The 26,742-nt window shown below is 72.2% G+C and carries 21 protein-coding genes; 15 read left to right on the top strand and 6 right to left on the bottom strand.

Features of this window, described 5'->3' with window-relative positions; translation table 11 throughout:
- The first annotated feature begins 15 nt into the window (after window positions 1-15).
- The 4 genes from ABTZ99_RS03050 to ABTZ99_RS03035 all read left to right on the top strand — a co-directional run bounded on the left by ABTZ99_RS03050 (window position 16) and on the right by ABTZ99_RS03035 (window position 7,167).
- Entirely contained in the window at window positions 16-3,789 is a 3,774-nt protein-coding gene (locus tag ABTZ99_RS03050; protein WP_499607717.1) for a golvesin C-terminal-like domain-containing protein, read from the top strand.
- Window positions 3,786-4,235 (top strand): hypothetical protein, encoded by a 450-nt coding sequence (locus ABTZ99_RS03045; RefSeq protein WP_499607714.1) that lies wholly within the window; start codon window positions 3,786-3,788, stop codon window positions 4,233-4,235. The genes ABTZ99_RS03050 and ABTZ99_RS03045 overlap by 4 nt, the downstream gene beginning before the upstream one ends.
- A gap of 64 nt (window positions 4,236-4,299) precedes the next feature.
- Window positions 4,300-5,481 carry a hypothetical protein gene (locus tag ABTZ99_RS03040; RefSeq protein WP_498771478.1) on the top strand — a complete coding sequence of 394 codons (1,182 nt, stop codon included), beginning with the start codon at window positions 4,300-4,302 and terminating at the stop codon, window positions 5,479-5,481.
- A 90-nt stretch (window positions 5,482-5,571) separates the two neighbouring features.
- Window positions 5,572-7,167, top strand: coding sequence for a glycosyltransferase family 87 protein (locus ABTZ99_RS03035; RefSeq protein ID WP_499607710.1), 1,596 nt, complete (start codon window positions 5,572-5,574; stop codon window positions 7,165-7,167).
- A gap of 1 nt (window position 7,168) precedes the next feature.
- Here ABTZ99_RS03035 and ABTZ99_RS03030 read toward each other — a convergent pair whose 3' ends face one another.
- Both ABTZ99_RS03030 and ABTZ99_RS03025 read right to left on the bottom strand, forming a co-directional pair.
- Window positions 7,169-8,551 carry a glycosyltransferase family 87 protein gene (locus ABTZ99_RS03030; RefSeq protein WP_499607708.1) on the bottom strand — a complete coding sequence of 461 codons (1,383 nt, stop codon included), beginning with the start codon at window positions 8,549-8,551 and terminating at the stop codon, window positions 7,169-7,171.
- A gap of 23 nt (window positions 8,552-8,574) precedes the next feature.
- Entirely contained in the window at window positions 8,575-9,345 is a 771-nt protein-coding gene (locus ABTZ99_RS03025) for a deoxyribonuclease IV (RefSeq protein WP_498771472.1), read from the bottom strand.
- A 156-nt stretch (window positions 9,346-9,501) separates the two neighbouring features.
- On the opposite strand from ABTZ99_RS03025, the gene ABTZ99_RS03020 reads away from it, so the two are divergent.
- The 8 genes from ABTZ99_RS03020 (at window position 9,502) to ABTZ99_RS02985 (ending at window position 15,569) form a co-directional block, all read left to right on the top strand.
- Window positions 9,502-10,509: a hypothetical protein gene (locus ABTZ99_RS03020; protein ID WP_498771470.1), complete on the top strand. Its 1,008-nt coding sequence runs from the start codon at window positions 9,502-9,504 to the stop codon at window positions 10,507-10,509.
- Between the two features lie 84 nt (window positions 10,510-10,593).
- Complete coding sequence (locus ABTZ99_RS03015; RefSeq protein ID WP_498771468.1) at window positions 10,594-11,529, top strand: trypsin-like serine peptidase; 936 nt, start codon at window positions 10,594-10,596, stop codon at window positions 11,527-11,529.
- Window positions 11,530-11,656: 127 nt separating this feature from the next.
- Window positions 11,657-11,998 (top strand): 30S ribosomal protein S6, encoded by a 342-nt coding sequence (gene rpsF / locus ABTZ99_RS03010; RefSeq protein ID WP_123748234.1) that lies wholly within the window; start codon window positions 11,657-11,659, stop codon window positions 11,996-11,998.
- A 12-nt stretch (window positions 11,999-12,010) separates the two neighbouring features.
- Entirely contained in the window at window positions 12,011-12,508 is a 498-nt protein-coding gene (locus tag ABTZ99_RS03005) for a single-stranded DNA-binding protein (RefSeq protein ID WP_053714490.1), read from the top strand.
- Between the two features lie 51 nt (window positions 12,509-12,559).
- The gene (gene rpsR / locus ABTZ99_RS03000; RefSeq protein WP_015805710.1) at window positions 12,560-12,799 is read left to right on the top strand and encodes a 30S ribosomal protein S18; all 240 of its coding nucleotides are present in this window, start codon (window positions 12,560-12,562) and stop codon (window positions 12,797-12,799) included.
- Between the two features lie 13 nt (window positions 12,800-12,812).
- Window positions 12,813-13,271: a 50S ribosomal protein L9 gene (rplI, locus tag ABTZ99_RS02995; protein ID WP_498771960.1), complete on the top strand. Its 459-nt coding sequence runs from the start codon at window positions 12,813-12,815 to the stop codon at window positions 13,269-13,271.
- A 413-nt stretch (window positions 13,272-13,684) separates the two neighbouring features.
- Window positions 13,685-15,046: a replicative DNA helicase gene (gene dnaB, locus ABTZ99_RS02990; RefSeq protein ID WP_073897890.1), complete on the top strand. Its 1,362-nt coding sequence runs from the start codon at window positions 13,685-13,687 to the stop codon at window positions 15,044-15,046.
- Between the two features lie 112 nt (window positions 15,047-15,158).
- The gene (locus ABTZ99_RS02985) at window positions 15,159-15,569 is read left to right on the top strand and encodes a VOC family protein (protein WP_498771462.1); all 411 of its coding nucleotides are present in this window, start codon (window positions 15,159-15,161) and stop codon (window positions 15,567-15,569) included.
- A 261-nt stretch (window positions 15,570-15,830) separates the two neighbouring features.
- On the opposite strand, the gene ABTZ99_RS02980 is transcribed toward ABTZ99_RS02985, so the two are convergent.
- On the bottom strand, window positions 15,831-17,237 hold the full coding sequence (locus tag ABTZ99_RS02980) for a hypothetical protein (protein ID WP_499607701.1): 1,407 nt from the start codon (window positions 17,235-17,237) through the stop codon (window positions 15,831-15,833).
- A gap of 186 nt (window positions 17,238-17,423) precedes the next feature.
- Between ABTZ99_RS02980 and ABTZ99_RS02975 the strand changes: the two genes are divergently transcribed.
- The 3 genes from ABTZ99_RS02975 to ABTZ99_RS02965 all read left to right on the top strand — a co-directional run bounded on the left by ABTZ99_RS02975 (window position 17,424) and on the right by ABTZ99_RS02965 (window position 19,740).
- Window positions 17,424-17,981 (top strand): TetR/AcrR family transcriptional regulator, encoded by a 558-nt coding sequence (locus ABTZ99_RS02975; RefSeq protein WP_498771458.1) that lies wholly within the window; start codon window positions 17,424-17,426, stop codon window positions 17,979-17,981.
- Window positions 17,982-18,006: 25 nt separating this feature from the next.
- Window positions 18,007-18,891 (top strand): exonuclease domain-containing protein, encoded by an 885-nt coding sequence (locus tag ABTZ99_RS02970; protein WP_499607698.1) that lies wholly within the window; start codon window positions 18,007-18,009, stop codon window positions 18,889-18,891.
- Between the two features lie 66 nt (window positions 18,892-18,957).
- The gene (locus ABTZ99_RS02965; RefSeq protein ID WP_498771454.1) at window positions 18,958-19,740 is read left to right on the top strand and encodes a GGDEF domain-containing protein; all 783 of its coding nucleotides are present in this window, start codon (window positions 18,958-18,960) and stop codon (window positions 19,738-19,740) included.
- 77 nt (window positions 19,741-19,817) lie between these two features.
- Here ABTZ99_RS02965 and ABTZ99_RS02960 read toward each other — a convergent pair whose 3' ends face one another.
- From ABTZ99_RS02960 to ABTZ99_RS02950, 3 genes are all read right to left on the bottom strand, one after another.
- Window positions 19,818-23,264: a beta strand repeat-containing protein gene (locus ABTZ99_RS02960; protein WP_499607696.1), complete on the bottom strand. Its 3,447-nt coding sequence runs from the start codon at window positions 23,262-23,264 to the stop codon at window positions 19,818-19,820.
- A 199-nt stretch (window positions 23,265-23,463) separates the two neighbouring features.
- Entirely contained in the window at window positions 23,464-24,261 is a 798-nt protein-coding gene (locus tag ABTZ99_RS02955; RefSeq protein ID WP_498771450.1) for a hypothetical protein, read from the bottom strand.
- A 169-nt stretch (window positions 24,262-24,430) separates the two neighbouring features.
- Window positions 24,431-26,626 (bottom strand): hypothetical protein, encoded by a 2,196-nt coding sequence (locus ABTZ99_RS02950; RefSeq protein ID WP_498771448.1) that lies wholly within the window; start codon window positions 26,624-26,626, stop codon window positions 24,431-24,433.
- Window positions 26,627-26,742 lie beyond the last annotated feature (116 nt).

Here is a 26,742-nt window from a genome sequence, read left to right as displayed (position 1 = left end):
GCCACCGCCCAACCGGTGTCCCGACCGCAGGCGCCCGCGACACCGGTTGAGCCGCGGGCGCAGCACACGACCGATCCGGGTGAACGCGACCACCTGCTCGGACGGGGTTGGCAGCAGTCGACCGACCGGGCGTGGACGACCAGCGGTGACGCGGACGGCTTCCACCTCCTGGTCGCCGACGCCGCCACGGGCTACACGTGGCGCACGGCGGCGACCCTGTCCGAACCGGGCTTCGACTCCGACCAGTGGATCGGCAACGCCTGCGTGACGGAGTCGGGAAAGCGCGCGGTAGTGGTGTACGCACCGCGCATCTTCACGAACAAGGACAAGCTGGCCGGCCGCGGCGGGTTCAGCGCGACGGTCGACCTGGACACCGGTGTGGTGACCAAGCTGCCGGTCCGGTCGAGCCTGGCCTACTTCAACCCCGGCTGCGGCACAGGTGAGGCCGCCGTGCTCACCGAGGAGGGCGACGACCTGGGCCGGACCCGGTTGACCAGGCTCGAGGCGGGCACGTCCACGGCGGCCGCGCCGGTCGAGGTCGAAGGACAGGTGACCTCCGCGGTGCCGACTGCGGCGGGCGTCGTCGCGGCGGCCGGATCGACGTTGGTGAAGGTCGACGACAAGGGTCGCGCCCACCGCCTGGCGGTCACGACCGGGTCGCCCTTCATGCTGCAGCCGGACGCCGACGGCGGCGTGGTGTTCCTGGAACGCCTCGGTGACCGGGTACGGGCACGGCGGGCGCTGCCCTCCGACCCGCGGGCGAAGGTGTCCACCCTGGCCACCGGCGGTCTCAAGGACCTCGGAGTCACGTCCGGCAAGGCCGGTGCGGTATTCCTGACGGGCAAGGCCGACACCGTCGGCGCGCTGCCGCCATCGGTGGTCAAGCTCGACGTGTCCCGGGACGCCGCGGTGTCGACCGCGGGCCGGGTGGCCGTGGAGAGGTCCGAGTACGCCGAGCCGCCCGGCAAGGACCTGGCGGCCGCCCGTCGCGCGAAGATCGACCTGAAGGTCCTCGCCACGGGTGCGCGCGTCGGCTTCACCGTCAACCCGCGGGGAGCGGTCGGCTCACACGCCGCGACCGGGCGCGAGCCGAACCCGAAGTCCGGCCGATCCGCGGGAGAGCTGTCGGCGACCACCGACCTGACCAACCCCGTGGACGCCGAGCGCACCTGCGCCATCCCCCGCGGCGACGCGTCGGCGATGGCTACGCAGCCCACGCCCGCGCAGGCGGAGTGGGCGGCCGACCGAGCCGTGCTCGGCACGTTGGAGAACACCGACGGCGCGCAGGCGATGTTCCCGTCCAAGGCGTTGATCGGCGGGGAGAAGGTGCCGCCGCAGATCCTGCTCGGCATCATGGCGCAGGAGTCGAACCTGTGGCAGGCGGCCCGGTTCGCGCTGCCCGGCGTGCCCGCGAACCCGCTGATCGGCAACTACTTCGGCCTCACCATCTACAACAAAGAGGACGACGACGACTGGGCCATCAACTGGGACGACGCCGACTGCGGGTACGGCATCACCCAGGTCACCGACGGCATGCGCATGGCAGGCCGCGAGGGCACGTTCGCGCCGGCGCTCCCGGCGGCCCAGCAGCGGGCCATCGCGCTGGACCACAAGACGAACATCGCACGCGGCCTGCAGATCCTGCAGGAGAAGTGGAACCAGACCCGGGCGGCGGGGATGGTGGTCAACAACGGCAGCCCGCGCAAGATCGAGAACTGGTTCCTCGCGGTGTGGGCCTACAACTCCGGTTTCAACGCGGACAAGGGTGACGGCTCCCCGTGGGGCGTCGGCTGGACGAACAACCCGATCAACCCCCGCTACCCGGCGAACCGGTTGCCGTTCCTGGAGTTCACCCAGGCCGACGCCAAGTACCCGAACCGATGGCCGTACCCGGAGAAGGTCATGGGTTGGGCGGCCCACTCGATCGCCACGCCGACCGGGCCGGGCTTCGCACCCGCCTGGTGGAACGCGGCCGGCAGCAACGGCAACCTCAACCGGGAGAACGTGAAGCCCCCGGTCGAGTTGTTCTGCACACCGCAGAACGACTGCTACCGCGGCCAGGCGTGGGTGCCCGACGACCCGTCGGTGCTGCCCGGTCCCGGTGACGACCCGGAACCGCCGGGGCCGTGCGACCACAAGAACCCGGAGACCGGCAAGCGCGACCTGAAGTGCTGGTGGCACCTGCCCGCCACCTGGAAGGCCGACTGCGACCAGACCTGCGGTGTCTGGAACTTCACTTACGACGTGGAGCCCGCGCCCGCGTGGGGCGCCAACTACCCGCCGCGGTGCGCGCAGGACACCCTGCCCGCGAACGCGCTGATCATCGATGACCTGCCCGCCACCGCGGCCGCCCTGCCCGCGAAGTGGGCCGACCCGAACCGGCGCTGCACCAGGGACTGGACCAGCCAGGGCAGCTTCCAGCTCCAGTTCTCCACGCCCTCGGCGAAGATCGACTTCCATCAGCTAGGCGCGGCCTTCGACAACCACTTCTACTTCGGTCACACCCGCAGGGACGATCCGGCCGGCAACATGAGCAAGGTGACCGGCACGTGGACGTTGAACAGGCCGCTCACCGGGTGGGCTCGGGTCCTCGTGCACATCCCGGACCACGGCGCGCACACCAGGCAGGCCAAGTACGAGGTCGAGACCGGCTCCGCCACCAAGACCCGGGTCGTCCTGCAGCGCACCGAGGCCAACAAGTGGGTGTCGCTGGGCGTCATGCAGTTCTCCGGCACGCCGAAGGTGAGGCTGTCCACCACCACCCTCGACGGCGAGGGCACGGAGGACGTGGCTTGGGACGCGGTCGCATTCCAGCCGATGGCGCAGAAGCCGGCGAACGTCGTCGTCGCGCTGGGCGACTCCTACTCGTCGGGTGAGGGCGCGGGTGGCAACGCCGCGTACTACCGGGAGACCAACGTCTACGGCGACGACGAGAACCTGCGCAACGCCTGCCACCGCTCGCCGCACACGTGGTCGCGGCAGGGCAAGCTCGCCCAGTACGCGGGCAACACCATCGGGCAGATAGCGGACTTCTACAACGACCCGACGATGGACTACCAACTGCTGGCGTGCAGCGGGGCGCGCACGCACCACGTGCTGCCGTTCGAGACGGTGCCCGCCGGTGAGCCCAAGCCCGTCGACGCCTGGGGCAACACCGGGCGGTCCTTCTACCACGAGGTGTCGCAGATGGACCGCGGCTTCCTGGACGAGTCCACCACGCTGGTGACGATGTCCGTCGGCGGGAACGACGCGCGGTTCACCCAGATCATGAAGTCGTGCCTCACCTACCTGTTCGACTGCCCTGACGAGGTGCTGGACGAGGACAACGGGGTGCCGCTGAAGGACGCGGAGCCCGCCCTGATCCGGAACAAGGTGATCCCGTCGGTGGCGACCACCATCCGCGAGATCCACAAGCGGGCGCCGAACGCCAAGATCGTGCTGATGGGCTACCCGAAGTTCCTGGAGCACGACGTGCTCTGCGACGCGCTGTTCTCGGGTCGCACGATCGACTGGTTCAAGGAGATCGGGGACGTGCTGACCGTGGCCTACACGAGCATGACCATCGACCTGCGCAACGAGGGCATCGAGATGGTGTTCGCCGACCCGTACACCGCCTTCGACGGCAAGGGCGCGTGCGGCGCACCGGCGCGGATCAACGCGATCGTGGAGACCAAGACGGACTCGGACCCGCTGCTGGCCATTCCCTCCGAGAGCTTCCACCCGACCAGGGAGGGCTTCCAGTTGTACGGCGAGGTGTTCACCTCCGCGCTGCGGAAGCTCGGGTTGTGATCCGCGGCCTGCTGGTGGTGGCCGCCGTCGCGGCCACCACCGCCGGCTGTGCCTCCGAGGCCGACCAGGCGTTCGACTACGCCACCCGCCACGCCCGCGACGACGCGGAACGCGGTCGGGATCGGGTCGAGGGAACCGTCCGCAGGACGCGGGGCCAGGGCCCCGGGGCGGCGTTGGCGGAAGCCGTGGCCGGCGACCCGGATCGGGTTTTCGGCAGCCGCACCACGCCGACCGGGTTCGAGTTGGACGTCGTGTACTACGGCCAGGGCCAGGCGGGCGGCGGGTGGACCGCCGAAAGCCGATCGGTGCGACTGTGCGTCCGGTTCACCGCACGCCTGGACCCGGAACCGGTGGTAGAGGCCGCGGACGTGGAGTGCGCCGCTTCGCTGCCGTCGGCGGCGCCGGGGTTCGGCACGTTCGACCGAACCGTCCGACTCACCGATTAGTCGTCGCCGTCCCGCGGTGGGACGGCGCGCTTTCACCGAACGAACGACAGTAGGGGAATTTGGCGTGCGCAAGAACAGGGTCTTCGTGGCGGGAGTGCTCGCTGCGGCAGGGGTCGCGCTGCTGGGTGTCCAACCCGCCGGCGCCGACACGACCGGGCCGATCGACCTGGGCACTTTGCCCGGCGGAACGGAGAGCAAGGCGGTCGACATCAGCGAGACCGGTGTGATCGTGGGTGAGGCGACCACGGCCGGTGGCCAGACGCACGCCGTGCGCTGGGGCGCCGACCACACCATCAGTCAGCTCGGGACGTTGGCGGGCAGCACGTGGAGCACCGCCGTCGACATCAACGACACGGGCACCGCGATCATCGGCGTCGCACGGTTGTCGGGTCAGCGGCGGCCGGTCCGGTGGGACGGGAACGGCGCGATCACCGCGCTGTCGCTGCTGCCCGGCGGTATCACGGGCGAAGTGTCGGAAGTCAACGCGTCCGGGGTCGCGGTCGGCCACTCGTTCGCCGCGGACGGCCGGTCACACGCGGTGAAGTGGGCGGCCGACGGCACGGTGACCGACCTGGGCGTGCTTCCCGGCGGCCCGTTCGTGCCGGGAGGTTTGCCGATCATCTCCGATCGAGCGACGTCGATCAATGACGCCGGCGTCATCGTCGGCACGGTGTTCACGCCCGACTCCGACAACCACGCGGTGCGGTGGGATGCGAGCGGGACGATCAGCGAGCTCGGCGCACCGGGCGGTGAACTCGCCTGGACGGACTCCGTGAACGAGGCAGGCGTTGTGGTCGGTTCGATCCTGACGAACACGGGGCTGGTGCCGGTGCTGTGGACCGGTGCCGGCGCCGGCACGCTGAACACGGCGGGCAGGAACTTCGCCGGCGTGACGGGGCTGAACGAGGCAGGCGTGGTCGTGGGCAACGCCGTGGTCGGCAGCTGGCGCTACCTGGCGATGTCCTGGGACGCGGCCGGGCAACTGACCGAACTGCCCCCGCTGGCGGAGGACGTGTCGAGCCGTGCCGTGGCGGTCGCCGAGGACGGTTCCATCGTCGGCAACTCCGGCTCGGCCGGTGAGACCGACCGCCCGGTGCGCTGGACCGCCGGCGTCGCCCAGGACCTCGGCGCACCGTCCGGTGCGACCTCGGCCAGCGTGTACGGGGCGAACGACGGCGGCACCGCGGTCGGCCTCGCGGTCATGCCCGGGTTCGTGGCGCACGCCGTGCTCTGGCCTGCGAGCTGACCCGCGGGCCCGCCACGACCTCGGGGATTCGTGGCGGGCCCACCCCGACCTCACAACGCCCGTTGACCCCTGCCCGTAGCATCCGTCACCGTGGCCAGCCCTTCGCAGCACTCGCAGGCGACCCCCGACGGCTCGCAGGCGAACGCCGACGACACCGACTCGCTCAGCCCCGACGAGCGGGTCAACCCGACGTGGACCGAGCCGCTGGCGCGCGCGGCGAGCAAGCCGCTGGGCGGACCGGTCGGTCGGCACGCGTCGGTCGGGCGGCAGTGGTTCTGGACGCCGCTGCGGGTCGTGCTGCTGTTCGCGGTGGTGACGCTGGCGCTGGCGTGGTTCCAGAAGTCGCCGTGCGTGCAGCAGTACGTCGACGACAACGGCGTGGTGCAGCTGGACTGGCGCGGCAGCAAGCAGTTCACCGCGATGTGCTACTCCGACACGGTGCCGCTGTACACCGCGGAGCGGTTGGACAAGCCGGACACGTTCCCCTACAAGACCTCGTGGGTGGACGACGAGGGCAAGCCGACGGCGCACGTGCGGTACATGGAGTACCCCGTGCTGACGGGCATGTTCCAGCTGCTCAACGCGCGCATGGCGCAGGGCTGGACGGTGATCGCCTCGTCCGGGTGGCTGCCGAACCCGATGACCGTGATCGTGTACTTCAACATCACCGCGCTGTGGCTGGCGCTGGCGTGGCTGGTGACCGCCTTCGCGGTGGCGCAACTGGCCAGGCGGCGGCCGTACGACGCGGTGCTGGTGGCGGTGTCGCCGCTGGTGGTCGTGCACGCGTTCACCAACTTCGACACGCTCGCCACGGCGTTCGCGACGGCGGGCATGCTCGCGTGGGCGCGCAAGAAGCCGGTGCTGGCGGGCGTGCTGCTCGGGCTGGGCGGCGCGGCGAAGCTGTACCCGCTGTTCCTGCTCGGACCGTTGCTGCTGTTGTGCTGGCGGGCGGGCAGGCTGCGGGCCGGGTGGACCACGCTCGGCGCGACCCTGGCCACCTGGGGCCTGGTGAACGCGCCGATCGCGTGGCTCTACCCGGACGGCTGGCGCGAGTTCTTCCGGCTGAACACCGAGCGCGGCGTCGACCCCGACTCGCTCTACAACGTGGTCGCGCAGTGGACCGGGTGGCAGGGCTTCGACCCCGGTCTGCCGCACGGGCAGGCGCCCGAGGTGTTGAACACGGTCAGCGCGGTGCTGTTCCTGGTGTGCTGCGCGGCGGTCGGGTTCGTGGCGATGTCCGCGCCGCGGCGGCCGAGGTTCGCGCAGCTGGCGTTCCTCGTGGTGGCCGCGTTCCTGCTGACGAACAAGGTGTGGAGCCCGCAGTACTCGCTGTGGCTCGTGCCGCTGGCCGTGCTGGCGCTGCCGCGGTGGAAGCTGCTGCTGGTGTGGATGACGGTGGACGCGCTGGTCTGGGTGCCCCGGATGTTCTTCTACCTGGGCGTGGACAACAAGGGCCTGCCGATCGACTGGTTCCTCGGCGCGGTGGTGGCGCGCGACGTCGCGGTGATCGTGCTGTGCGGGTTCATCGTGCGCGAGATCTACCGGCCCGCCCTGGACAAGGTGCGCCAGGCCGGCGACGACGACCCGTGCGGCGGCTTCATCGACGGCGCGCCGGACCGGTTCGCGCTGCGGTTCGGCCGGCGCCACCGGGACGACGCGCCGGTGCCCGCGGGCGTGGGCGGCTGACCTACGCGGGGGTCCTGGGCGCCGGACGGCGGCGGGTGGGCAGGAGGTGGTCGGTGAAGGTGACCTCGGAGCGCAGGAAGACGAAGAACAACGCCACCAGCAGCGCCGCCCGGCCCCACACCCCGATCACCACGGCCTGCGCCGAGAACCCGTCGTAGATCCCGGACGGCTCGCCGAACTCGATCGCGTAGAACCAGCGGAAGATGCCGACGCCCATGGCGAGGTCCGCCGCGAAGTACGCCGCCACCCAGCCCCAGTCCACCCGCAGCAGCACGAACATCGGCACCAGCCACAACGTGTACTGCGGCGAGTGCACCTTGTGCAGCAACAGGAAACCGCACAGCATCGCCGCCGACACGGGCACCCACGGGTAGCTGCCCTCGCTCAGGTACCGCCGCCACCCGAGCCCGCACGCCAGCGCGAACGACAGCAGGATCCCGACCGGCGACAGCACTGCCACCAGCGACTGCATGACGCCGTCGGACAGGAACGGCCGCATCGACCAGAACCAGATCGAGTTCGTGGTGATGTCGACCCGCCGCAGGCCCTGGAACGCGAACGACGCCTTCCAGCCCTCCAGCCCGGCCACCGCGAACGGCAGGTTGACCAGCACCACCGTCACCACGGACGCCAGCGCCACCTTCACCGCGCCGGCGAGGTCGTACCGGGCGCCGCGCGGCAGCCACCGGCCGCCGGGACCGCCGGTCAGCACGTGCAGGCACAGCGGCAGCACGAAGATCGCCGGGTAGATCTTGAACGCGAACCCGAGGCCCAGCAGCACGGACGCGGCCACCGCGCGGTCGACCAGCGGGCGCTCGCGCCGCCCCCAGCCCCGGTGCACCACGTACACCGCCGCCACCGCGCAGAGCACGACCGGCAGGTCCCAGTTGTGGAACGCGTAGAGCACCATCGGCGGGCCGAGCGCCCAGATCAGCGCGCGCCACCGGCTCAGCTTCCCCAGCAACCACCCGGTGGCCAACCCGAACGGCGCCATCAGCAGCGCCGAGAACAGCAGGAACGCGGCGTCGTCGTCCGCGAGGATCGCGCCCGCCCAGATCGTCAGCCCGGTCAGCACCGGGTACTCGACCACGCCGCCGACCAGCACGCCCTTGCTGTTGATGCCCCCGTTCACGTACGGGAAGACGTGCCGGTCGATGTCACGGCCGATCCACAGGTGCTGGATGTCGGAGTAGCAGACCTCGGCCTTGTTGCGCCGCTCGTAGTCCGGCGCGCTGCGGCCCCACTGGTCGAACTCCGGTCCGGTGCAGCGGTCCTTGTTGAGGAAGCCGGCGAACATCGTCAGCCCGCACAGGAGGACGACCGCGGCCAGCGCCACCCGGCCGAACCGCGGCGGGGACGACCCGGCGTCCGCGCGTTCCGCCACGGCCACCACCTCCCGGGTCACGCTCAGCCGCCCAAGTGCTCGCGGAGGAACGCGATGTCCGCCGCCTGCCCTTCGTCCGGTGTCTCGACCAGCACCGGCGACCCGGCGGCGGCGGCCACCGCGACCAGCTGCTCGGGCTCGATGGTGCCGGACGCGATGTTGGCGTGCCGGTCCCGCGAGGAGCCGAACTCGTCGCGGGAGCTGTTGAGGTGGACCAGGTCGATGCGCCCGGTGATGGCCTTCACCCGGTCCACGATGCCGACCAGGTCCTCGCCCGAGGCGAACGCGTGGCAGGTGTCCAGGCAGAACCCCGCGCCGAACTCGCCGACCGCGTCCCACAGCCTGCCGAGCATGTCGAACGTCCGCGCCATGGCGTTCTCGCCGCCCGCGGTGTTCTCGATCAGGATCGGGACCGCGAAGCCACCGCTGTCGGCCTGGCGCTCGAACATCTTGCGCCAGTTGGCGATGCCGTCGCCCGGGTCCTCGCCCTTGGCGACGTGCCCGCCGTGCACGATCAGGCCCTTCGCGCCGACCTCGGCCGCGCCCTCGGCGTGCTGGAGCACCATCTTCCGCGACGGGATGCGGATGCGGTTGTTGAGCGACGCGACGTTGGCCAGGTACGGCGCGTGGATGAAGACGTCCAGGTCGGAGGCCAGCAGTCCCTCGGTCTGGGGGTGCGGCTTCGGCGCCTTCCACCCCTGGGGATCGGCCAGGAAGAACTGCACGACGTCGGCGCCGCGGTCGACGGCGGCGCCGAGCGGGTCGTCGTCGCGGACGTGGGCCCCGATTCGCATGGGTGTGGAGGGTAGTCGGGCGCCGAAACGCACCGCCGCCCGCCGCCGATACCAAATTTGTCGTCGAGGGGGATGGCCCGCGTCACCACGAGCACCTACGCTCGTTACTTGCAAGTAGGAAACGAGAAGCGCAGCCGCCACGCCAGGAGGCCAGACATGCGGATCCGGCTCATTCGGCTGGTGAGCGCGGCGGCCGTCGTGCTCGCGGTCGGCACGGCCGGCGCCGCGGCCGGTTCCGGTTCGGCCGTGGCCGCCGAACCCGTCGTGGTGGGCAGCTGCGCGACCACCGTGCAGGGCGAGCCGGGCACACCGGTGGCGCTGAGCCCGACCGCGGTCCTCGACCCGATCGTGCAGCTGATCCGCGCGATCCCGCTGCTCGGCCCGCCGCTCGCGGAGCCGTTCCGCCAGGCGTTCTCGGCGCTGCCGCCCATCGCGATCGGCGCGATCCCCACCGGCTCGGGCGTCATCACCGGCGGCGACATCGCGAACAAGGTCAACGCGGAGCTGATCAAGCTGCCGCTGCTCGGGCCGATCATCGTCACGCTCTCCAACGGGGTGCGCGCCGAGCTGACCAAGCTGTGCGGCGTCACCGTGCAGGGCGTCAACGCCGCCGCCGCGCCCGTCCAGGACGGGTCCAAGGCGCTCGCGGACGCCTCCCAGCAGGCCACCGGCCAGCTTCCCGGGCTGCCCGGGACCAAGCCGACGCCGAACCAGCCACCGCAGACCGGCCGGCCGGGCGCGAACCCCGGCACCTCGAACCCCGGCGCCACCCCGAACGGCCAGGCGCCGGCGAACAGCCCGGTCGGCGGCGTCGGCGGGCTCGACGTGCCGCTGTACGGCTCGAACCCGTGGGGCGGCAACTTCGGCCGCGTGCCGCTGTTCAGCTACGGCTCCCTGCCGTTCGCCGTGCCCGGTCAGTACGCGCCGTCACCGGGCGTGCGCTACGGCGGCGGCGTGAGCGGCTACCGGCCCGGCTACGGCGTGCCGGGCGGGGACGACTCCGACGGCGTGCAGACCGCCGGCCGGGCGCAGGCGCTGCCCGGCTCGGGTCGGATGGGCGGCGGCGTGGCGGCTCCCGTGCTGCTGGCCGTGCTGCTGCTGTCGTGCGTGACGGGCGCTCTCGTGCGCACCTGGGTGCTGCGCCGGGCCGTCGCCTCCGCGTGAGGCCCCAGAAGGACCAACCGGACGCCCGTTCTTCGTGCGTCTGCTCGCTGTCCAGCGACCTCGGGTGCTGGGAGCGTTCCCAGCATGATGATCACGAGAACCGTGCCCGCGCTCGCCGCCTTGTGCCTGACCCTGACCCTCGCCTCGGCCCCGACCTCGGTCGCCGCGCCCGCCCTCGACCCGAACACGCCGGTCTCCGCCGACGGCCGCGTGGGTCCGGCGATCAAACGGATACCCGCGGGCGAGCTCGGCACGAGCGACGGGTTCACCGGCACCGGCGACCTGTCCGACGCCAAGGGCGTGCGCCGGGTGGCCGGGCCGGAGCCCGCGACGGTGAACCCCGACGAGTTCTCCGTCCAGTCGATCATCGCCCCGGACGAGCGCGTCCAGGCCACCTACACCTTCGACTACCCGGCCCGCGCCACGGTCCGCTTCACCTACACCAAGCCCACCGGCACGACGAGCTGGTGCACGGGGTGGCTGTACGAGGCGGACGCGGTGGCGACCGCGGCCCACTGCGTCTACAACCTCGACGCGGCCGCGTGGAACACCGACTTCACCGTGTACCCCGGCCGCAACGGCGACTCGTCGCCGTACGGGAGCTGCGGCGTGTCCAACGCCTACACCGTCACCGGGTGGACCCAGGACCGGAACACCGAGTACGACTACGCCACCCTCAAGCTCACCTGCACCATCGGCGACACCACCGGCTGGTTCGGCCTGAGCACGTCCACCGCCTCGCTCGACGGCACCACGGTCACCACCCGGGGCTACCCGCAGGACAAGCCCTACGCCACGCAGTGGTACACCTCGAACACCGTGACCGCCACCAACGCCCGCCAGCTCCACTACCTGCTGGACACCATCGGCGGGCAGAGCGGCTCGCCCGTCTACAACTACGACAGCGGTTGCTCCGCGGCCTGCGCGGTGGCCATCCACGCCTACGGCTACACCAGCCACAACCGGGGCACCCGGATCATCGAGGAGGTCCGCCAGAACCTCCTCAGCTGGGGCCTCTGACCTGCGTGAACAGGCCGCCGGGAAGCACCGCCCGGCGGCCTGTTACCCTTCACGGGTTGCTGACGCGACGACCCTCCTGCCACGGAACGTCCGTGGCCGCCGAGTCCACAGGAGGTGAGTGGTCTTCATGCGTCATTACGAAGTGATGGTCATCCTCGACCCCAGTCTCGACGAGCGCACGATCGCGCCGTCCCTTGACACGTTCCTCAACGTCATCCGCACCACGGGTGGCAACGTGGAGAAGGTCGAGGTGTGGGGCAAGCGCCGGCTGAGCTTCGAGATCAACAAGAGCGCCGAGGGCATCTACGCCGTCCTCGACCTGATCTCGACCCCCGACGCGGTGAAGGAGCTGGACCGCCAGCTCGGCCTGCAGGAGACGGTGCTCCGGACGAAGGTCATCCGGCGCGATCCCGCCAAGGCCGCGAAGACCGCGGCTCGGATCGCCGCCAAGGCCGCGGCCAAGGCCTAGGAGCGCCGAGACATGGCAGGCGAGACGACGATCACGGTGGTCGGGAACCTGACCGCCGATCCCGAACTCCGCTTCACCCAGTCCGGCGCCGCGGTGGCGAGCTTCACCGTGGCCTCCACCCCCCGCACGTTCGACAAGGCGAGCGGCGAGTGGAAGGACGGCGAAGCGCTGTTCCTGCGGTGCAACGTGTGGCGGCAGGTCGCGGAGAACGTGGCCGAGTCCCTCACCCGCGGTTCGCGCGTGCTCGTGTCCGGGCGGCTGCGCCAGCGCTCCTTCGAGACGAAGGAAGGCGAGAAGCGCACCGTCATCGAGCTTGAGGTCGACGAGATCGGCCCCTCGCTGCGCTACGCGACCGCGAAGGTCAACAAGGTCAGCCGTGGAGACGGCGGCGGCGGCTTCGGCGGCGGCGGTCAGTCTCGCGGTGGCGGCGGCGGCGCACCGGCCGACGACCCGTGGGGCTCCGCGCCCCCGGCCGGCTCCGGTGGCTTCGCCGACGAGCCCCCCTTCTAGACCGGCACCGGTCCACTCCACACTTCACTGCGTAATACCAGGAGTCCACACATGGCCAAGCCGCCTGTGCGCAAGCCCAAGAAGAAGGTCTGCGCGTTCTGCAAGGACAAGAACGCCAACCTGATCGACTACAAGGACACCACCCTGCTCCGGAAGTACATCTCGGACCGGGGCAAGATCCGCGCCCGCCGGGTCACCGGCAACTGCTCCCAGCACCAGCGCGACGTCGCGGTCGCCGTCAAGAACGCCCGCGAGATGGCGCTGCTGCCCTACACCTCGACCGCTCGCTGAGAAAGGGGACGGCATCGTGAAGCTCATCCTCACCGCTGACGTGACCGGCCTCGGTGGCCCCGGCGACATCGTCGAGGTCAAGGACGGCTACGGCCGCAACTACCTGCTGCCCCGCGGCCTGGCGATCATGGCCACCAAGGGCGCGACCAAGCAGGTCGAGGTCATCCGCCGGGCGCAGGACACCCGCCGGGTGCGCGACCTGGACCACGCCAAGGAGATCAAGGCCACGCTCGAGGGCCTCGGCTCCGTGACGCTGAAGGCCAAGTCCGCGGCCGGCTCGAAGAAGCTGTTCGGCTCCGTCACCTCGTCCGACGTCGTGTCGGCCGTGCGCGCGGCCGGCGGCCCGACGCTGGACAAGCGGTCCGTCGAGATCGCGGGCCACATCAAGACCCTCGGCAAGCACTCGGTGAACGTCCGGCTCCACCCGGAGGTCACCGTGTCGCTCTCGGTCGAGGTCGCGAGCGCGGTCTGACGTTTTTCCCCGGAAGCGCCGTTCGACCAGGTGTTCTGGTCGGGCGGCGCTTTCGCACGTCCGGCTGTGGACAACTCTTGTGACACGTTGTGCGCGACACGCCGTGCCGGCGGTTACACGCGACACGCCGAAGGTGTGACGCACTACTTTTCCACAAACTTATCCACAGGACTTGACCAGGCCAAACTTTTGTCTGGGCCTGAGTTGTACCCAGGTTGTCCACAGGTTTCCCCAGCCCTGTGGTCAGCTGGGCGCGACCATCCCCAAGCTGTCCACCGAGTTGTCCACAGGTGGGTTTGCCTACGCCATCCAGGTGGCTCTAGCGTCGCTGGACCACGGGGCGTGGCGCGGCGGACTTTGTCGGACCCACGAGGTACAACATCCGCACGGCAGCAGATTGGGGTGAGCTCACGGTGGCGCTGGTGGACGACCGGGGCATGGCCGAGCCCGGCTTCGAACGGCAGCCGCCGCAGGACCTCGCCGCCGAGCAGTCGGTGCTGGGCGGGATGCTGCTGAGCAAGGACGCGATCGCCGACGTGGTCGAGGTCCTGGCCCCCAACGACTTCTACCGGCCCGCGCACCAGGCCGTGTACGACTGCATCCTCGACCTGTACGGGCGCGGCGAGCCGGCCGACCCGATCACGGTGTCCGCCGAGCTGGAACGCCGGGGCGAGCTGCTGCGCGTCGGCGGCGCGCCGTACCTGCACACCCTGATCGCCACCGTGCCCACGGCGGCCAACGCCTCCTACTACGCCGAGATCGTGGCGGAGAAGGCCGTGCTGCGGCGGTTGGTGGAGGCGGGCACGAGGATCGTGCAGCTCGGCTACAACGGCGCCGAGGGCGCGGACGTGGACGAGGTGGTCGACCGGGCGCAGGCGGCGATCTACGAGGTCACCGAGCGCCGCACCACCGAGGACTACGTGGTGCTGGAGGAGCTGCTCCAGCCGACCATGGACGAGATCGACGCCATCGCCTCGCGCGGCGGCTCGTCGCTCGGCATCCCCACCGGCTTCGCGGACCTGGACGAGCTGACCAACGGCCTGCACCCGGGCCAGATGATCATCGTCGCGGCCAGGCCCGGTGTGGGCAAGTCGACGCTGGGCCTGGACTTCGCCAGGTCGTGCTCGGTGAAGCACGGCTTGACCAGCGCGATCTTCTCGCTGGAGATGTCGCGCACGGAGATCGTCATGCGCATGCTCTCCGCCGAGGCGCGCATCCGGCTCGGCGACATGCGCGGTGGGCGGATGAGCGACGACGACTGGACCCGGTTGGCGCGGCGGATGAGCGAGATCAGCGAGGCGCCGCTGTTCGTCGACGACTCGCCGAACCTGACCATGATGGAGATCCGGGCCAAGGCGCGGCGGTTGAAGCAGCGCCACGACCTGCGGCTGGTGGTGGTCGACTACCTCCAGCTGATGTCGTCGGGCAAGCGCACCGAGTCGCGTCAGCAGGAGGTCTCGGAGTTCTCCCGGAACCTGAAGCTGATCGCCAAGGAGCTCGAGGTGCCGGTGATCGCGATCAGCCAGCTCAACCGCGGCCCGGAACAGCGCACCGACAAGCGCCCCCAGCTGTCCGACCTGCGTGAGTCCGGCTCGCTGGAGCAGGACGCCGACATGGTGATCCTGATCAACCGCCCGGACGCCTGGGAACGCGACGACCCGCGCGCCGGCGAGGCGGACCTGATCATCGCCAAGCACCGCGCCGGCCCGACGGCCACCATCACCGTCGCCCACCAGCTCCACTACAGCCGCTTCGCCGACCTGGCCCAGGGCTGACGCCCGGCGGCGGCGGTCGGCGGGTCGGGCGGACGGGTTCGGCCGCTGGCCCGAACCGCGAGCGATCACGAATCGAGAAGCGCAGGTCAAGAGGCGTGCTTAGGCTGAACGCATGGACCTCACGATCAACACCAGCTTCCTCCCGCACGACGACCCGGAGGCGTCCCTCGCCTTCTACCGCGACACCCTCGGCTTCGAGGTCCGCAGCGACGTCGGCCAGGGTCGGATGCGCTGGATCACGGTCGGTCCCGTCGGCCGGCCCGACACGTCCATCCTCCTCGCGCCGCCCGCCGCCGACCCCAACGTCACCGAGGACGAGCGCCGCACCATCACCGAGATGATGGCCAAGGGCACCTACGGCTGGATCCTGCTGGCCACCCGGGACCTCGACGCGACGTTCGAGAAGGTGCAGGCGGGCGACGCGGAGGTGGTCCAGGAGCCGACCGTGCAGCCGTACGGCGTGCGCGACTGCGCCTTCCGCGACCCCGCGGGCAACCTGATCCGCATCCAAGAGCTCCGCTGAACGGGGAGGTCCCGCCATGTGCCACCCCGCGTGGGCGCGCGCACGCGCCGAGGCGAAGCGACGCGAAGACCTGGCGCGGTTGCGCCGGGTGCGCGACCGGATCGACCGCGAGCACGCACGGCCGCTGGACGTCCTGGCGCTCGCCCGCGCCGCGGGCCTGCCCGCCGGACTCCTCAGCCGCGAGTTCCGCGACGCGTACGGCAAGTCCCCGCACGCGTACCTGGTGGCGCGGCGCGCCGAGCGGGCGGCGGCCGCTCTTCGTCAGCCGCCGATCGCGGTCAGGACGGTCACCAGGTCCGCGACCAGGGCCTCCTCGGGCGGTGCGACCAGGTCACGACCCTTCTTGACCCGGCTGGTGACCTTGACCACGACGTGCGTCGTGCCGTCGACCACGTAACCGGCCTGCACGTAACCCGAGCTGCTGCCCCCGCCACCCTTCAGGGTGTAGTAGACGGCGTACCCGGTGTCTCCCACCGGGAGCTCGCACACCTTCCCGAACTCGTACTTATCGTCGGAGGTCCGTCCCAGCAGGCTCCTCAGCTCCCTCGCCAGCTCTTCCTCGGCGGGGGTGTTGGAGTCCTTCTCCTCCACTCCGACGGCGATCTCGACGGTGCGGTGCACGGAACCTTCGCCGTACGACGCGCCGTCCGGCGGGTCGTACACGCAACCACCGCGGTTGGGCACGGCGGCGACACCGAGTTGCCCGGCCGCCCCGTCGAACTTCGCGCACACGTCCTTGGTCGTGGTGCCACCGGCAACCGGCTTCGCCTTGGTCGCGGCCAGGGTCGGCTGCTGCGCCAGTTCCGGCTTGGTGATCCGCGGCGCGCCCGGCTGCCCCTCGCCGCTGAGCGACTTGACGATGTCGGAGATCTCCCCGTAGGTGACCTCCTCGGTGAGCGGGTCGGCCAGGACGCGCTCGCCGCCCTTGGCCGCGCGGTGCACGTTGCCCCAGAGCGCGACCCACATGAGGTCCTCACCCGACCGGAACACCGCCTCGGTGTCGGTCCGCGCGCCGGTGGCGCCGACCGCCTTCGTCTCCCGGTGGAAGACGTACCCCCCGTCGCCGGCGGGGAAGTGCTCGATCTTGCTCGACGCGTAGCCGGGGTTCTTCAGCTGCGCGTCCCGCTGGCGCACGGCCAGGTCGTAGAAGCGCTGGTAGCGGTCGTCCGCGTCGCCTCGCCAGGTGGCGACGTCGGAGCTCATCATGAGCGCGCCGTCGGTCAACAAGGACAGCCCGGGCGTGATGAAGCGGCAGTTGATCCCGCCCCCCGTCTTCCCCCGGGAGATCGGCCGGTAACCGCGGCCCGTCATCACCTCCGCCATCGAGCCGCACAGCGCGTCGACCCCGTCGCCGTGCCGGAGGGCGCCCAGGTCGGGGAACGCGAGCCGGTCCAGCGCCGGGTTCTTCGGGAGGTCCTCGCCGACCGCCGACGACCCGCCACCCGACTGCCAGAACCACACGCCGCCGGCGCCGGCGAGCACCACCAGCACCACGACGACCACGGCGACCACGCGGCCCGTGCGCTTCTTCGGCGGGCCGGGCGGAACCCCGGTCCACGGCGACGGCGGCTGCGGGTGGTGCGGTGGCGGGTACGGCGGCTGCGGGTACGGCGGCTGCGGGTACGGCTGTTGCGGGTGGTGCTGAGGACTTCGAGGTTGGTAGGACAAGCTGCGATCCCCCTGGGAGTCACGACGGGCGGGTAGGGCCGCCGGGCGACTCCGGCACCATACGATCTCCGCGACGGCCGCGATGTCAGGCGAACTACCGACACCGGGGCCCGGCGTTCGGGGTGCTCCGGGGCCACCGGTTGCGTCCGTGGTGAGTCATTCCCCGACTGCGCCTACGATCGATGGATGCCACCCGACGCGGCGCGGCGCAGCGACCGTTCGAGGCGGGCGATCCTCTTGGCCGCGTTGGAGTTGGTCGAGGCGCTCGGCCACTCCCGGTTGACCATCGAGGCGGTGGCGGCGCGGGCCGGGGTCGGCAAGCAGACGATCTACCGGTGGTGGCCGTCGAAGGGGCCGTTGCTGTTCGACGCGTTCGTGGAGTTCGGGCCGGCCGGTGCGGACGAGTTGCCGAGCGGTGTGCTGGCCGTCGACCTCAAGCGGGAGTTGCGGGCCGCGGCCGAGGAGCTGGCCGAACGGCGGTTCGACCAGGTGTGCCGGCTGTTGGTGCACGAGTCCCGCACGGACCTGGTGACGTTGCTGCTGATGCCGCGCCGGATGGCGCTGGAGGAGCGATTACACGCGGCCCGGCGGTTGGGGGACGTGCGGCCCGACGTCGACGTGTCGGCGGCGGTGGAGTTGTTGTTGGGACCGGTCTACCAGCGGTGGTTCTTGCGCACGGCCCCGCTGACCGGTGAGTTCGCGGACGCGGTGGTCGATCTCGTGCTCCGCGCGCTGAGCACGTGACCATGATCGGTAGGGTTCGTCGATCATGGGGTACGCGGTGGTCGACGTGGAGACGACCGGGTTCGCCGCGCGCGGTGCGGACCGGGTGGTCGAGGTGGCCGTCGTCGGGCTGGACGACGCGGGCCGGGTGACCGACGAGTGGTGCACCCTGCTCAACCCCGGGCGCGACCTCGGGCCGCAGCACGTGCACCGGATCCGCGCGGCCGACGTGTGGCACGCGCCGACGTTCGCGCAGGCCGCGGGCGCCCTGGCGGCACGGCTCGCCGAACGGGTCGTGGTCGCGCACAACCTGTCGTTCGACGCCCGGTTCCTGACCGCCGAGTTCGCCCGCGCCGGGGTGGACCTGCCGGTGACGGGCCTGTGCACGATGCGCCTGGCCGACCGGTACCTGCCGGGCCGGGCCGGCCGATCGCTGGCGGCGTGCTGCGAGGCGGTCGGGGTGACGCTCGACTCGGCGCACTCCGCGTTGCACGACGCCCGCGCCACGGCCCGGTTGTTCGCCCACTACCTGGGGTTCGGCGTGCCGGAGGCCGAACCCGTGCCGCGCGTGCCGCCGGCCGACGACGTGGTCGAGGTGCGCCGCGGCACGGCGGCTCCGGCGCCACGACGGCCGGAGCTGGTGACGTTGGTGCGCGGCGACCGGGTCGTGTTCACCGGCCAGATGGACGCGCCGCGCGAGGAGTGGGTCGACCGCGCCGCGTCGGCCGGGCTGGTCAGCCAGGGGTACGTCACCAAGGCGACCCGCCTGGTCGTGGCCGCCGACCCGTTCACGCTGTCGAGCAAGGCGCGTCGGGCGCGGGCATACCGGGTGCCCATCGTGTCCGAAGAGGACTTCGCCGGGATGCTGGACCTGCTCGGCGTTACACCGCCGGCCAAAGATCACCGGACCGGGTGGCGTCGGGCCTATTGAAAAGCCCGCTACCTGCGGGGAGGCTCTTCACGGACAGGCCATGCCTCAGCGGAAGGCACGAGTCCTATGAGTACCGTGCAGACAACGGCTTCCCGTGCGGTGTGGGACGAGTTCGTCTCGGAACTGCCGGTCGGGGTACTGCTCCAGGACGAGAACGGCGTGGTGCTCGCCGCGAACCCGATGGCGTCGTCGCTGCTCGGTGACGCCTGCGCCCGCGACGACTCCGGCGCCCCGCTGCCCAGCTGCGCCGAGCTGGCCGCGCAGGTGCTGCGCACCGGATCACCGCTGACCATCCCGATGGTGCTGCCGCACGCCAACGTGTGGGCCGAGTACTACCCGATCGGGGTGCGCGGGCAGGTGCTGGTGCTGCTGCGGCCGGTGCAGGCGGACGTGCCGCACAGCGCCGGGCTGCTCGACGCGCTGACCGGGCTGCCGGGACGGGCGCTGCTGCTCGACCGGCTGGACCAGGCGTTGATCCGGGCGCGGACCCAGGGCACGTTGGCGACCCTGGTGCTGGCGGACGTGCACCGGATGGCGGCGGTGAACGCGGCCCACGGCTTCAAGCGCGGCGACGAGCTGCTGGCCGTGCTGGCGAAACGGCTGCGGCAGGGTTTACGGGCCGACTACACGGTGGCGCGGTACGGCGGCGACTCGTTCGCCGTGGTCGCGGAGCACCCGAACGGCAGCGGCGAGGCGGTCGCGGCCCGGGTGCGCGAGCTGGCCGGGCGGGCGGTGCGGCTCGGCGGCGAGCGCGTGCGCACCGGGGTCCGGGTGTGCTGGGTGACCAGCGACGGCGAGGCGCCGCTGCACTCGGTGATCGCGCACGTCGAGGAACGCCTGCGCCGCTGAGCCGACCCCGTGAACGGGACCGGGCCCCTGGCACTGAGGTGCCAGGGGCCCGGTCGCGGGAGGTGTGGATCGGTGGATCAGATCCGCGGCATCACGGTGGTGTCCTCGAGCGAGCTGAACACGCTGCGCGCGTCGATGCCCGCCAGGGCGGGCGCCTGGGTCTCGGTGAACCGCGCCGGACCGGCGCCACCCTGCACCGGGTTGACGTTCATACCGCTCAGCGCCAGCGGCGGCACCATCGGGGACTCGCTGCGGGGCTGCGCCACACCGGGCACGGGCAGCACGAACGGCAGGCCGGCCGGCGCCGCGACGGGCAGCGACGACAGGGCGCGACCGTCCGGGGTGATACCGGCGGGCACGCTGTGCAGCGGCAGGTCCTCGACGACCGGCAGGCCCTGCGTCGCGGTGAGGTCACCGGCCAGCGGCAGGCTGCCGCCGAACGAGCGCTCGTCCGACTCCGAGGACACCGAACGGGTCAGCACCCCCGCGAAGGGCGCCGCGCTCAGGGCGGCGCGGGTCGCCTCGGCGACCGGGGGCAGGCCGTGGCGGAACACCTGCTCGAGGGTGTCGAGCCGGGGCAGCTGCTGGGTCGGCAGCTCGGCCTGCGACAGCGCGCCGACCGGCGCGGACGCCTCGGGCAGCCGGGCCTGGGACAGCGCGCCGATCGGCGCGGACGCCTCCGGCAGCTCCGCCTTCGACAGCGCGGCGACCGGCGCGGCCTTCGACAGCTCCCGCTTGCGCAGGTCGGGCTTCGGCGCGTCCAGGTCCGGCGTGTCCAGGTCCGGCGCGTCGAGGTCCGGCGTGTCCAGGTCCGGCGCCTCCGGCTTCGGGACCGCACGGGCCAGCAGGCCGCTGCCCGGCAGCTGGACCTGGTGCAGGCGGTCGAGCGGCAGACCGCGCAGCTCGCCGATCCCCGGCAGGCCCAGCGGCACGGAGTACTGGGCCAGTGCGCCCACGAGGTCCAGCGCCGGCAGCTCGGTGACCCGCATCAGGCTGTCGAGGCTCGCCGGGAGCTGGATGCCCCGGCTCGCGTCGGCGACCGGCGCGGGCTCGCCCCGGTCGTCGCCGGTGCGCACGTCGTTGCTGTCCTGCGTGTTCGTGGTGGCGGTGCCGAGCACCTCCACCGGGATGCCGAACAGGCGGGCGAACGCCTCGGTCGGCGCTTCGACGTCGTAGGAGGTGACCGAGCCGCTGCCCTCGGTGGTGGTCACGCCACCGGACTTGCTGCTCGACCGGCTGGCGGTCGCGGCGTCCGCGAGACCGGCGACGGTCACGGCGTCACCGTGCACCGACGGCGTGAGCGCGGCGGGCGCGGTGAGCAGGTTGCCCGACCACGCGCTGTCCTCGGCGGAGGTCAGGTGCCGGCCACCGGCGATCAGGCCGGTGGTGTTGTCCGTCCGGGACTCGCCGTTGCCCGCGGCGGTGACGGCGTCGCCGAACACCTGCAGCGGGATCGACGGCTGCGCGCCGATGCCGTTGCCCGAGAACGACGCGTCGTCGCCGGAGGTCTGCACGTCGCCGCCGGAGTGCGAGCCGAACTGGTTGCGGCTCTCCGACTCGACGTTGCTGCCCGCGCCGATGGCGCTGCCGAACACCTGCGGCGAGGACGCCTCGGGCAGCGACAGCACGTTGCCCGACAGCGAGCCCTCGTCGCCGGTGGTGGTGGCCGCGCCGCCGGAGCGCGAGTCGAGCTTGCTGTCGGTCTCGGCCGAGCCGTTGCCGACCGCGACCGCGGAGTCGCCGAAGACCTGAGCCGGGTTCGAGGTGGGGACGTGCACGATGTTGCCCGACGCGGAGCCGTGCTTGCCGTTGGCCGTCGGCGCGTTGCCGAGGTCGATCTCGGTGTCGCTGTCGGTCCTCGACGTCGGGTTGGCGACCACGCCGCCCGCGTTGCCGAACACCTGGCCGCCCAGCGCGGTCGGCGCGGACACCACGTTGCTGGAGACGGTGCCGTTGTCGTCGACGCTGGTCGCGACCTTGCCGGAGCGCACGGTCTTGTTCTCGGTGGCCCGGCCGGTGGGCGTGCCCGCCGCGCCTACGCCGTTGCCGAACGCCTCGGCGGGCGCGCCGAGCGGCACCTGGCCGATGTTGCCGGAGCCGACCGCGTCGTTGCCGGTCGTGCCGTTGTAGCCGCCGGAGTCCGCGACGACGTCGTTGTGGCAGTCCGCGTCGGCGATGCCGCCACCGGCCACGCCGTTGCCGCACAGGTCGGCCGCGCCGGCCGGCGGCAGGTTCGCCGCGTTGGCCGACAGCACGGACCGGTCGCCGTTGGTGTAGGTGTCGCCGCCGGAGACCGCGGTCGCCTCGTTCGAGTGCCGGGCCGACGTGGTGCCCACGCCCGAGACCGAGTTGCCCGCGCCGGAGACCGGCAGGGCGACGGGCGCGTCGGCGAAGGTGCCGGACAGCACCGCGTCCTGGCCGGAGGTGTAGCTGTTGCCGCCCGCTTCGGCGTCGTGCGCCATCGCGTTGGCGACCTGCGCGTTGCCGCCGCCGGCCACGGCGTTGTCGCCCGCGGCGACAGGGCCGGCGAACGCGGGCTGGACCACGTTGCCCGCGAGGGTGCCGTCGTCGCCCGTGGTGGACGACCACATCGGGAGGTCGGTCCGGTCGCGCTGGGTGGTGCCCGCGTCGGCGGACGCCCGGTTCTCGGTGGCGGTGTCCGCGTTGCCCGCGGCGCCGACGCCGTTGCCGGTGACCGCGACGACCGGTGCGACCGGTGCGCCGAGGACGTTGCCGGCGCCGGTGCCGCGCTCGCCGGTGGTGCTCAGCGAGCCGGTGGCCTGGGCGTCGTTCGACGACGAGGCCCCGCTGAAGGAGTTGCCGCCCGCGGCGACCGCGTTGTTGGTCACCTGCGCGGGCACCGCGCCCTGCACGGCGGCGATGTTGCCCGACAGCGAGCCGTCCTCGCCCGAGGTGTGGACGCGGTCGCCCGCGACCGCGCGCTGGTAGGACGTGGCGTGCGACTCGGCGTTGGCCAGGACCGCGACGGCGTTGCCGTTGACCTGGGGCGAGACGGCGGCGGCGGCGTGCGCCACGTTGCCGGACAGCGTGCCGCGCGAACCGTCGGCCCTGATCTCGCCGGCGCTGGTGGCCGACTGGGTGCACACGCCGTCGCTGTAGGCGTTGCCGCCGGCGGCGACCGCGTTGCCGCAGACGCTGACCGGCACGACCACGTCGGCGTCGGCGGTGTTGCCGCGGGTCAGGCCCGTGGCCTCGACGCCCGCCGTCCGCTCCTGCGCGGTGCGGACCAGGGGGTTGGCCGGGACGGCGACGTCGCGGACGGGCAGGTCGGCCGCGCTCGGCGTGCCGATCTCCTCGTGGATGGTCGGCAGGTCGTGGTTGCCGACCAGGGTGCCCAGGTTGTTGTGGTCGACGTCGACCGGCACGCGCACCTTCGCGTCGAGCGGGTTCGGTTTCGCGTCGGGGTTGACGTTCTCCTGGGCTGAAGCGATGCCCGTGCCGAGCATCAGCAAACCACCAGTGACAAGTGCGGTCTGGAGACCGCGCTTGGCCCAGGTTTGCATGGGTTCTCCTTCTTCCGGTGTCCCTTGCGGGAGGTGAGGGGTGGTCGGACGCGGCGACCGCGTCGGGGGCGACGACCACCCGGGTCTGTTCTTCAGGGGGAGCGCGGCATCTCGACCGGTGTGGGAGCGCACGCGAGCGGCGCGACGGTCGAGCACCGGGTCAGCTCGTCGATGAGCTGCCGCGGACCGCGCGCTGTGGTCAGTCGGGCGTGCTGCCGGGCTGCTTGCCCGGCGTCACGGTGTTCCGCTCGGTGGCGGGGGACGAGGCCCGGGCCACCGCGGGGTCGAGGCGGTCGGCGGAGGCGGCCGTGTACGAGCCGTTGCCGCCGCCGGAGGAGCCGGAGCCGTCGCCACCGCAGGAGCAGTGGGCCGGCGCGCCGAGCGGCGCGAACGGCATGGACGGCAGTCCGGACGGGTCTCCCGGCAGGGAGGGCCCGTCGTCGCCGGACGGCGCGACGACCTGCGGCCGCGGCGCGTCCAGCCAGGATCGGCTGAGCTTGCCGAACACCCCCTGCACCACCGGGGTGCCGGCGGGAACCGGCACGGCGGTGGCGGCCGGGGTGGTCTCGGTGACGTGCCGCGTCACGGTGCCGCCGACGACCACGTCGACGGGCGCCTGCTCGGACGCGGGGTGCCGGAACCAGTCGCGCACGCCCCCGACGGTGTCGCGGATGTCCTCCGCGACCCGACGCAGGTCGGGCGGGCTCGGCTCGGGCACCCGGGGGGTGCTCAGCGCCGTGTCGAGGTCGTGCACGGCCCGGCCGACCGGGGCCAACGCGGCCTCGACCGGGCCCTCCGCCGCACGTGGCGGCAGCGAGTCGTGCGCGATCCCGGTGACCGGGTCGACGACCGGGATCTGCGCCGACGCCGCCGTGGCGGACAACGCCCAGGCCGCGGCGGTGCCGGCCAGGGTGCCGCCGACGACCAGCAGGGCGCGGGAGAGCAGCCGCCGAACGCGGCCCGCCCCCGTTCCCGCTCGCTGGTCAACGCACGACATCGCTGGAACCTCCGCCGAAGAGCACTGGGATTCGCCGGCGACGTGATCGAGGTGATCAAGCCGACGACGAGAGACTGCCAGCAGGCGAGGCGCGGGCGCACTCCATTCACACCTGGTTCGCCGGATCGTGTGACGAACACACTGTGTTCCCGACCGTGACGGTGAGTGATCAGACGCGCTTGAGGACCCTGGCCGCGCCGGCGGCGGCCGTGGACGCCAGGATCCAGCCGACCGCGATCAGGGTGCTGGAGATCCACTGCGAGGCGCCGCTGAACTTCCACTTGCCGTCCTGGCCGAGGTCCACGATCGGGATCAGCAGGTCCATCGACAGCAGCCAGGCGTTCCAGGACGGCGACTCGTCCTCGTTGAGCTTCGGCATCTCGTGCCCGAGGAACCAGGCCGTGCCCACCAGCCAGAACGCGGTCAGCCAGGCGATCGCGAGCCACGGCCGGTAGCCGTAGCCGACCGTCCAGCGCTGCAGGAAGCCCCAGACCCGGCCGGCCACGCCGAGCTCCGAGTAGCGCCGGTGCTGCTTCTCCAGCTGCACGAGCTGCGCCAGCTCCTCCTCGCCGCCGTCGCGGTACACCGCGGCCAGCTGCTCGTAGGGTCCGGGCGCGAAGTCCGGCTGCACCTCGCGCAGCCAGCGCAGCCGGGTGCGCACGTCCACGTGCGGCGTGGACGAGATCGAGCTGAACGTGAAGTCCTCCACGTCGACGCCGCCGGTGGCCGCCCACAGCCCCGGCCCGTCCATCACGGTCGCCGCGCCGACCCGCGTCAGCACGACCCGGCCCACCGGGATCCGGTCCTCCGAGAGCCTCAGCACGAGCTGGCTCACCGTGAGGCCGTAGGCGTTCAACGCGATGTCGCTGCCCGGACCGCCCAGGCGCGCGCCCGCGAACGTGGCCATCTTGCCGACCTCGGCGAGCCTGATCCGGACGCCGCCCGCGGCGGTGAACCCGTGGCTGCACAGGAAGTCCTTGCCGATGGTGGCCACGCGGGCGTCCAGCGACGGCTTCACCGTGCCGTCGGGGCGGCGGCGTGGCGCGAGCAGGGACGCGCCGGAGCAGTCGAGGGTGGAGCCGATCTCGGCGTTCTGCAGGCGCAGCGAGCCGCGGGCGCGCAGGTCGCGGAGGAACAGCGTGCCGCCGACGCGCAGCCGGTCGGCGAACAGGACGTCGATGCCCGGCCCGTGCAGCTCGACGCCGGACAGGGACGCGCTCCCCCGCACGTGCGCGTCCACCAGGCGCACCTGGCCGTAGGCCTTCAGCGCGGCGTCGCGCTCGCCGTCGCCGTGGAAGCCGCCGTTGACCGCGCCGCGCGCTTCGAGGTCGCCGCGCACCTGGATGCCGTCCGCGTGCAGGGCGACCGGGATGCGCTGGACGACCTCGCCGGTGTCCTCCGCCTGGTCCTCCACCGCGTCCCGGCGGCCGATCACCGCGCCGGACAGCCGCAGGTAGCCGCCGATCTCGGCGTTGGGCAGGCGGACCGTGCCGGAGGAGGTGAAGCCGTCGTCCAGCTCGACGTTGCCCTCCACCCGCATCCGGTCGGCGACGAGCGCGGCGGCCTCGTCGGCGGTGCCGCGCGGGATCACCAGGACCGGTCGGTCGACGACGCTGGCGTGCAGGCGGGCGCCGGAGAACACGGCGCTGCCGCCGATCCGCGCGCCGTCGAGCAGGATGCGGCCCTCGGCGGTGAACCGGCCGCCCTCGGCGTCGCAGAACAGGGTGCCCGCGATGGCGACGCCGGTGGCGTCCAGGGCGTTCTGGCCGGCGTTGAGCAGGCGGGCGCCGCCGAGGTGCACGTTGCCGCCGACGTCCGCGCCGCGCAGCCGCACCTCGCCGCCCGCGCGCAGCGCGATGGCCTGCAACGAGCCGGACAGGCGGATGCGCGCGGCGAGCAGGGCGTGGTCGCCGCCCCGGTTCCGCAGCACGGCGCCGGCCAGCCGGAACGTGCCGTCGACCGAGGCGTCGGTCAGGTCGACCACGCCGTCGCTGGTGAAGCCCGCCTCCAGCACCAGGTCGCTGCCGACGCGCAGGTTGCGGCCCCACAGGCCGGGCACCTTGCAGCCGCGCATGCGCAGGCCGACCAGGCGGGCCATGCGCAGGTCCGGCGGCCGTTCGAAGGAGCAGTCCAGGAAGTCGACCACGTGGTCGACCCGCGCGCCCTCCAGCGCGAACGAGCCGACGACGTTCGCGCCGACCAGCCTCAGCGCGGCGGTCCGCGGGCCGCCCTCGGTGAGCAGCCCGGACAGCAGCTCGCCGCGGACCGTGCGCTCGCGCTGGGGCCTCCTGGGGTCGAACCGCAGCGAACGTCCGGCGGCGAACGCGGCGCGGACGGCGTCCTCGGCAGTCTCCTCGGCGGTCACGCCTGCGATCCGATCACCCGCCACGCCGGTTCCGCCGGCGTTTGCCGCAATCCGAAACGTGGCTTTCGACATGCACCCGACCGTCTCCGACCGGCCCACTCGCGAGGATCGGTGCG

The organism is Actinosynnema sp. NPDC002837 (assembly GCF_040295345.1).
Classification (GTDB): Bacteria; Actinomycetota; Actinomycetes; order Mycobacteriales; family Pseudonocardiaceae; genus Actinosynnema.
This window is presented reverse-complemented; position numbering and strand designations above follow the sequence as displayed.

Coding starts and splice junctions, on each gene's coding strand:
- ABTZ99_RS02985 (WP_498771462.1), top strand. CDS start 15,159: ATGGACCTCACGATCAACACCAGCTTCCTCCCGCACGACGACCCGGAG.
- ABTZ99_RS02965 (WP_498771454.1), top strand. CDS start 18,958: ATGAGTACCGTGCAGACAACGGCTTCCCGTGCGGTGTGGGACGAGTTC.
- rpsR (WP_015805710.1), top strand. CDS start 12,560: ATGGCCAAGCCGCCTGTGCGCAAGCCCAAGAAGAAGGTCTGCGCGTTC.
- ABTZ99_RS02975 (WP_498771458.1), top strand. CDS start 17,424: ATGCCACCCGACGCGGCGCGGCGCAGCGACCGTTCGAGGCGGGCGATC.
- ABTZ99_RS03005 (WP_053714490.1), top strand. CDS start 12,011: ATGGCAGGCGAGACGACGATCACGGTGGTCGGGAACCTGACCGCCGAT.
- ABTZ99_RS03025 (WP_498771472.1), bottom strand. CDS start 9,345: ATGCGAATCGGGGCCCACGTCCGCGACGACGACCCGCTCGGCGCCGCC.
- ABTZ99_RS02960 (WP_499607696.1), bottom strand. CDS start 23,264: ATGCAAACCTGGGCCAAGCGCGGTCTCCAGACCGCACTTGTCACTGGT.
- rpsF (WP_123748234.1), top strand. CDS start 11,657: ATGCGTCATTACGAAGTGATGGTCATCCTCGACCCCAGTCTCGACGAG.
- ABTZ99_RS03020 (WP_498771470.1), top strand. CDS start 9,502: ATGCGGATCCGGCTCATTCGGCTGGTGAGCGCGGCGGCCGTCGTGCTC.
- ABTZ99_RS02955 (WP_498771450.1), bottom strand. CDS start 24,261: ATGTCGTGCGTTGACCAGCGAGCGGGAACGGGGGCGGGCCGCGTTCGG.
- ABTZ99_RS02970 (WP_499607698.1), top strand. CDS start 18,007: ATGGGGTACGCGGTGGTCGACGTGGAGACGACCGGGTTCGCCGCGCGC.
- ABTZ99_RS03015 (WP_498771468.1), top strand. CDS start 10,594: ATGATGATCACGAGAACCGTGCCCGCGCTCGCCGCCTTGTGCCTGACC.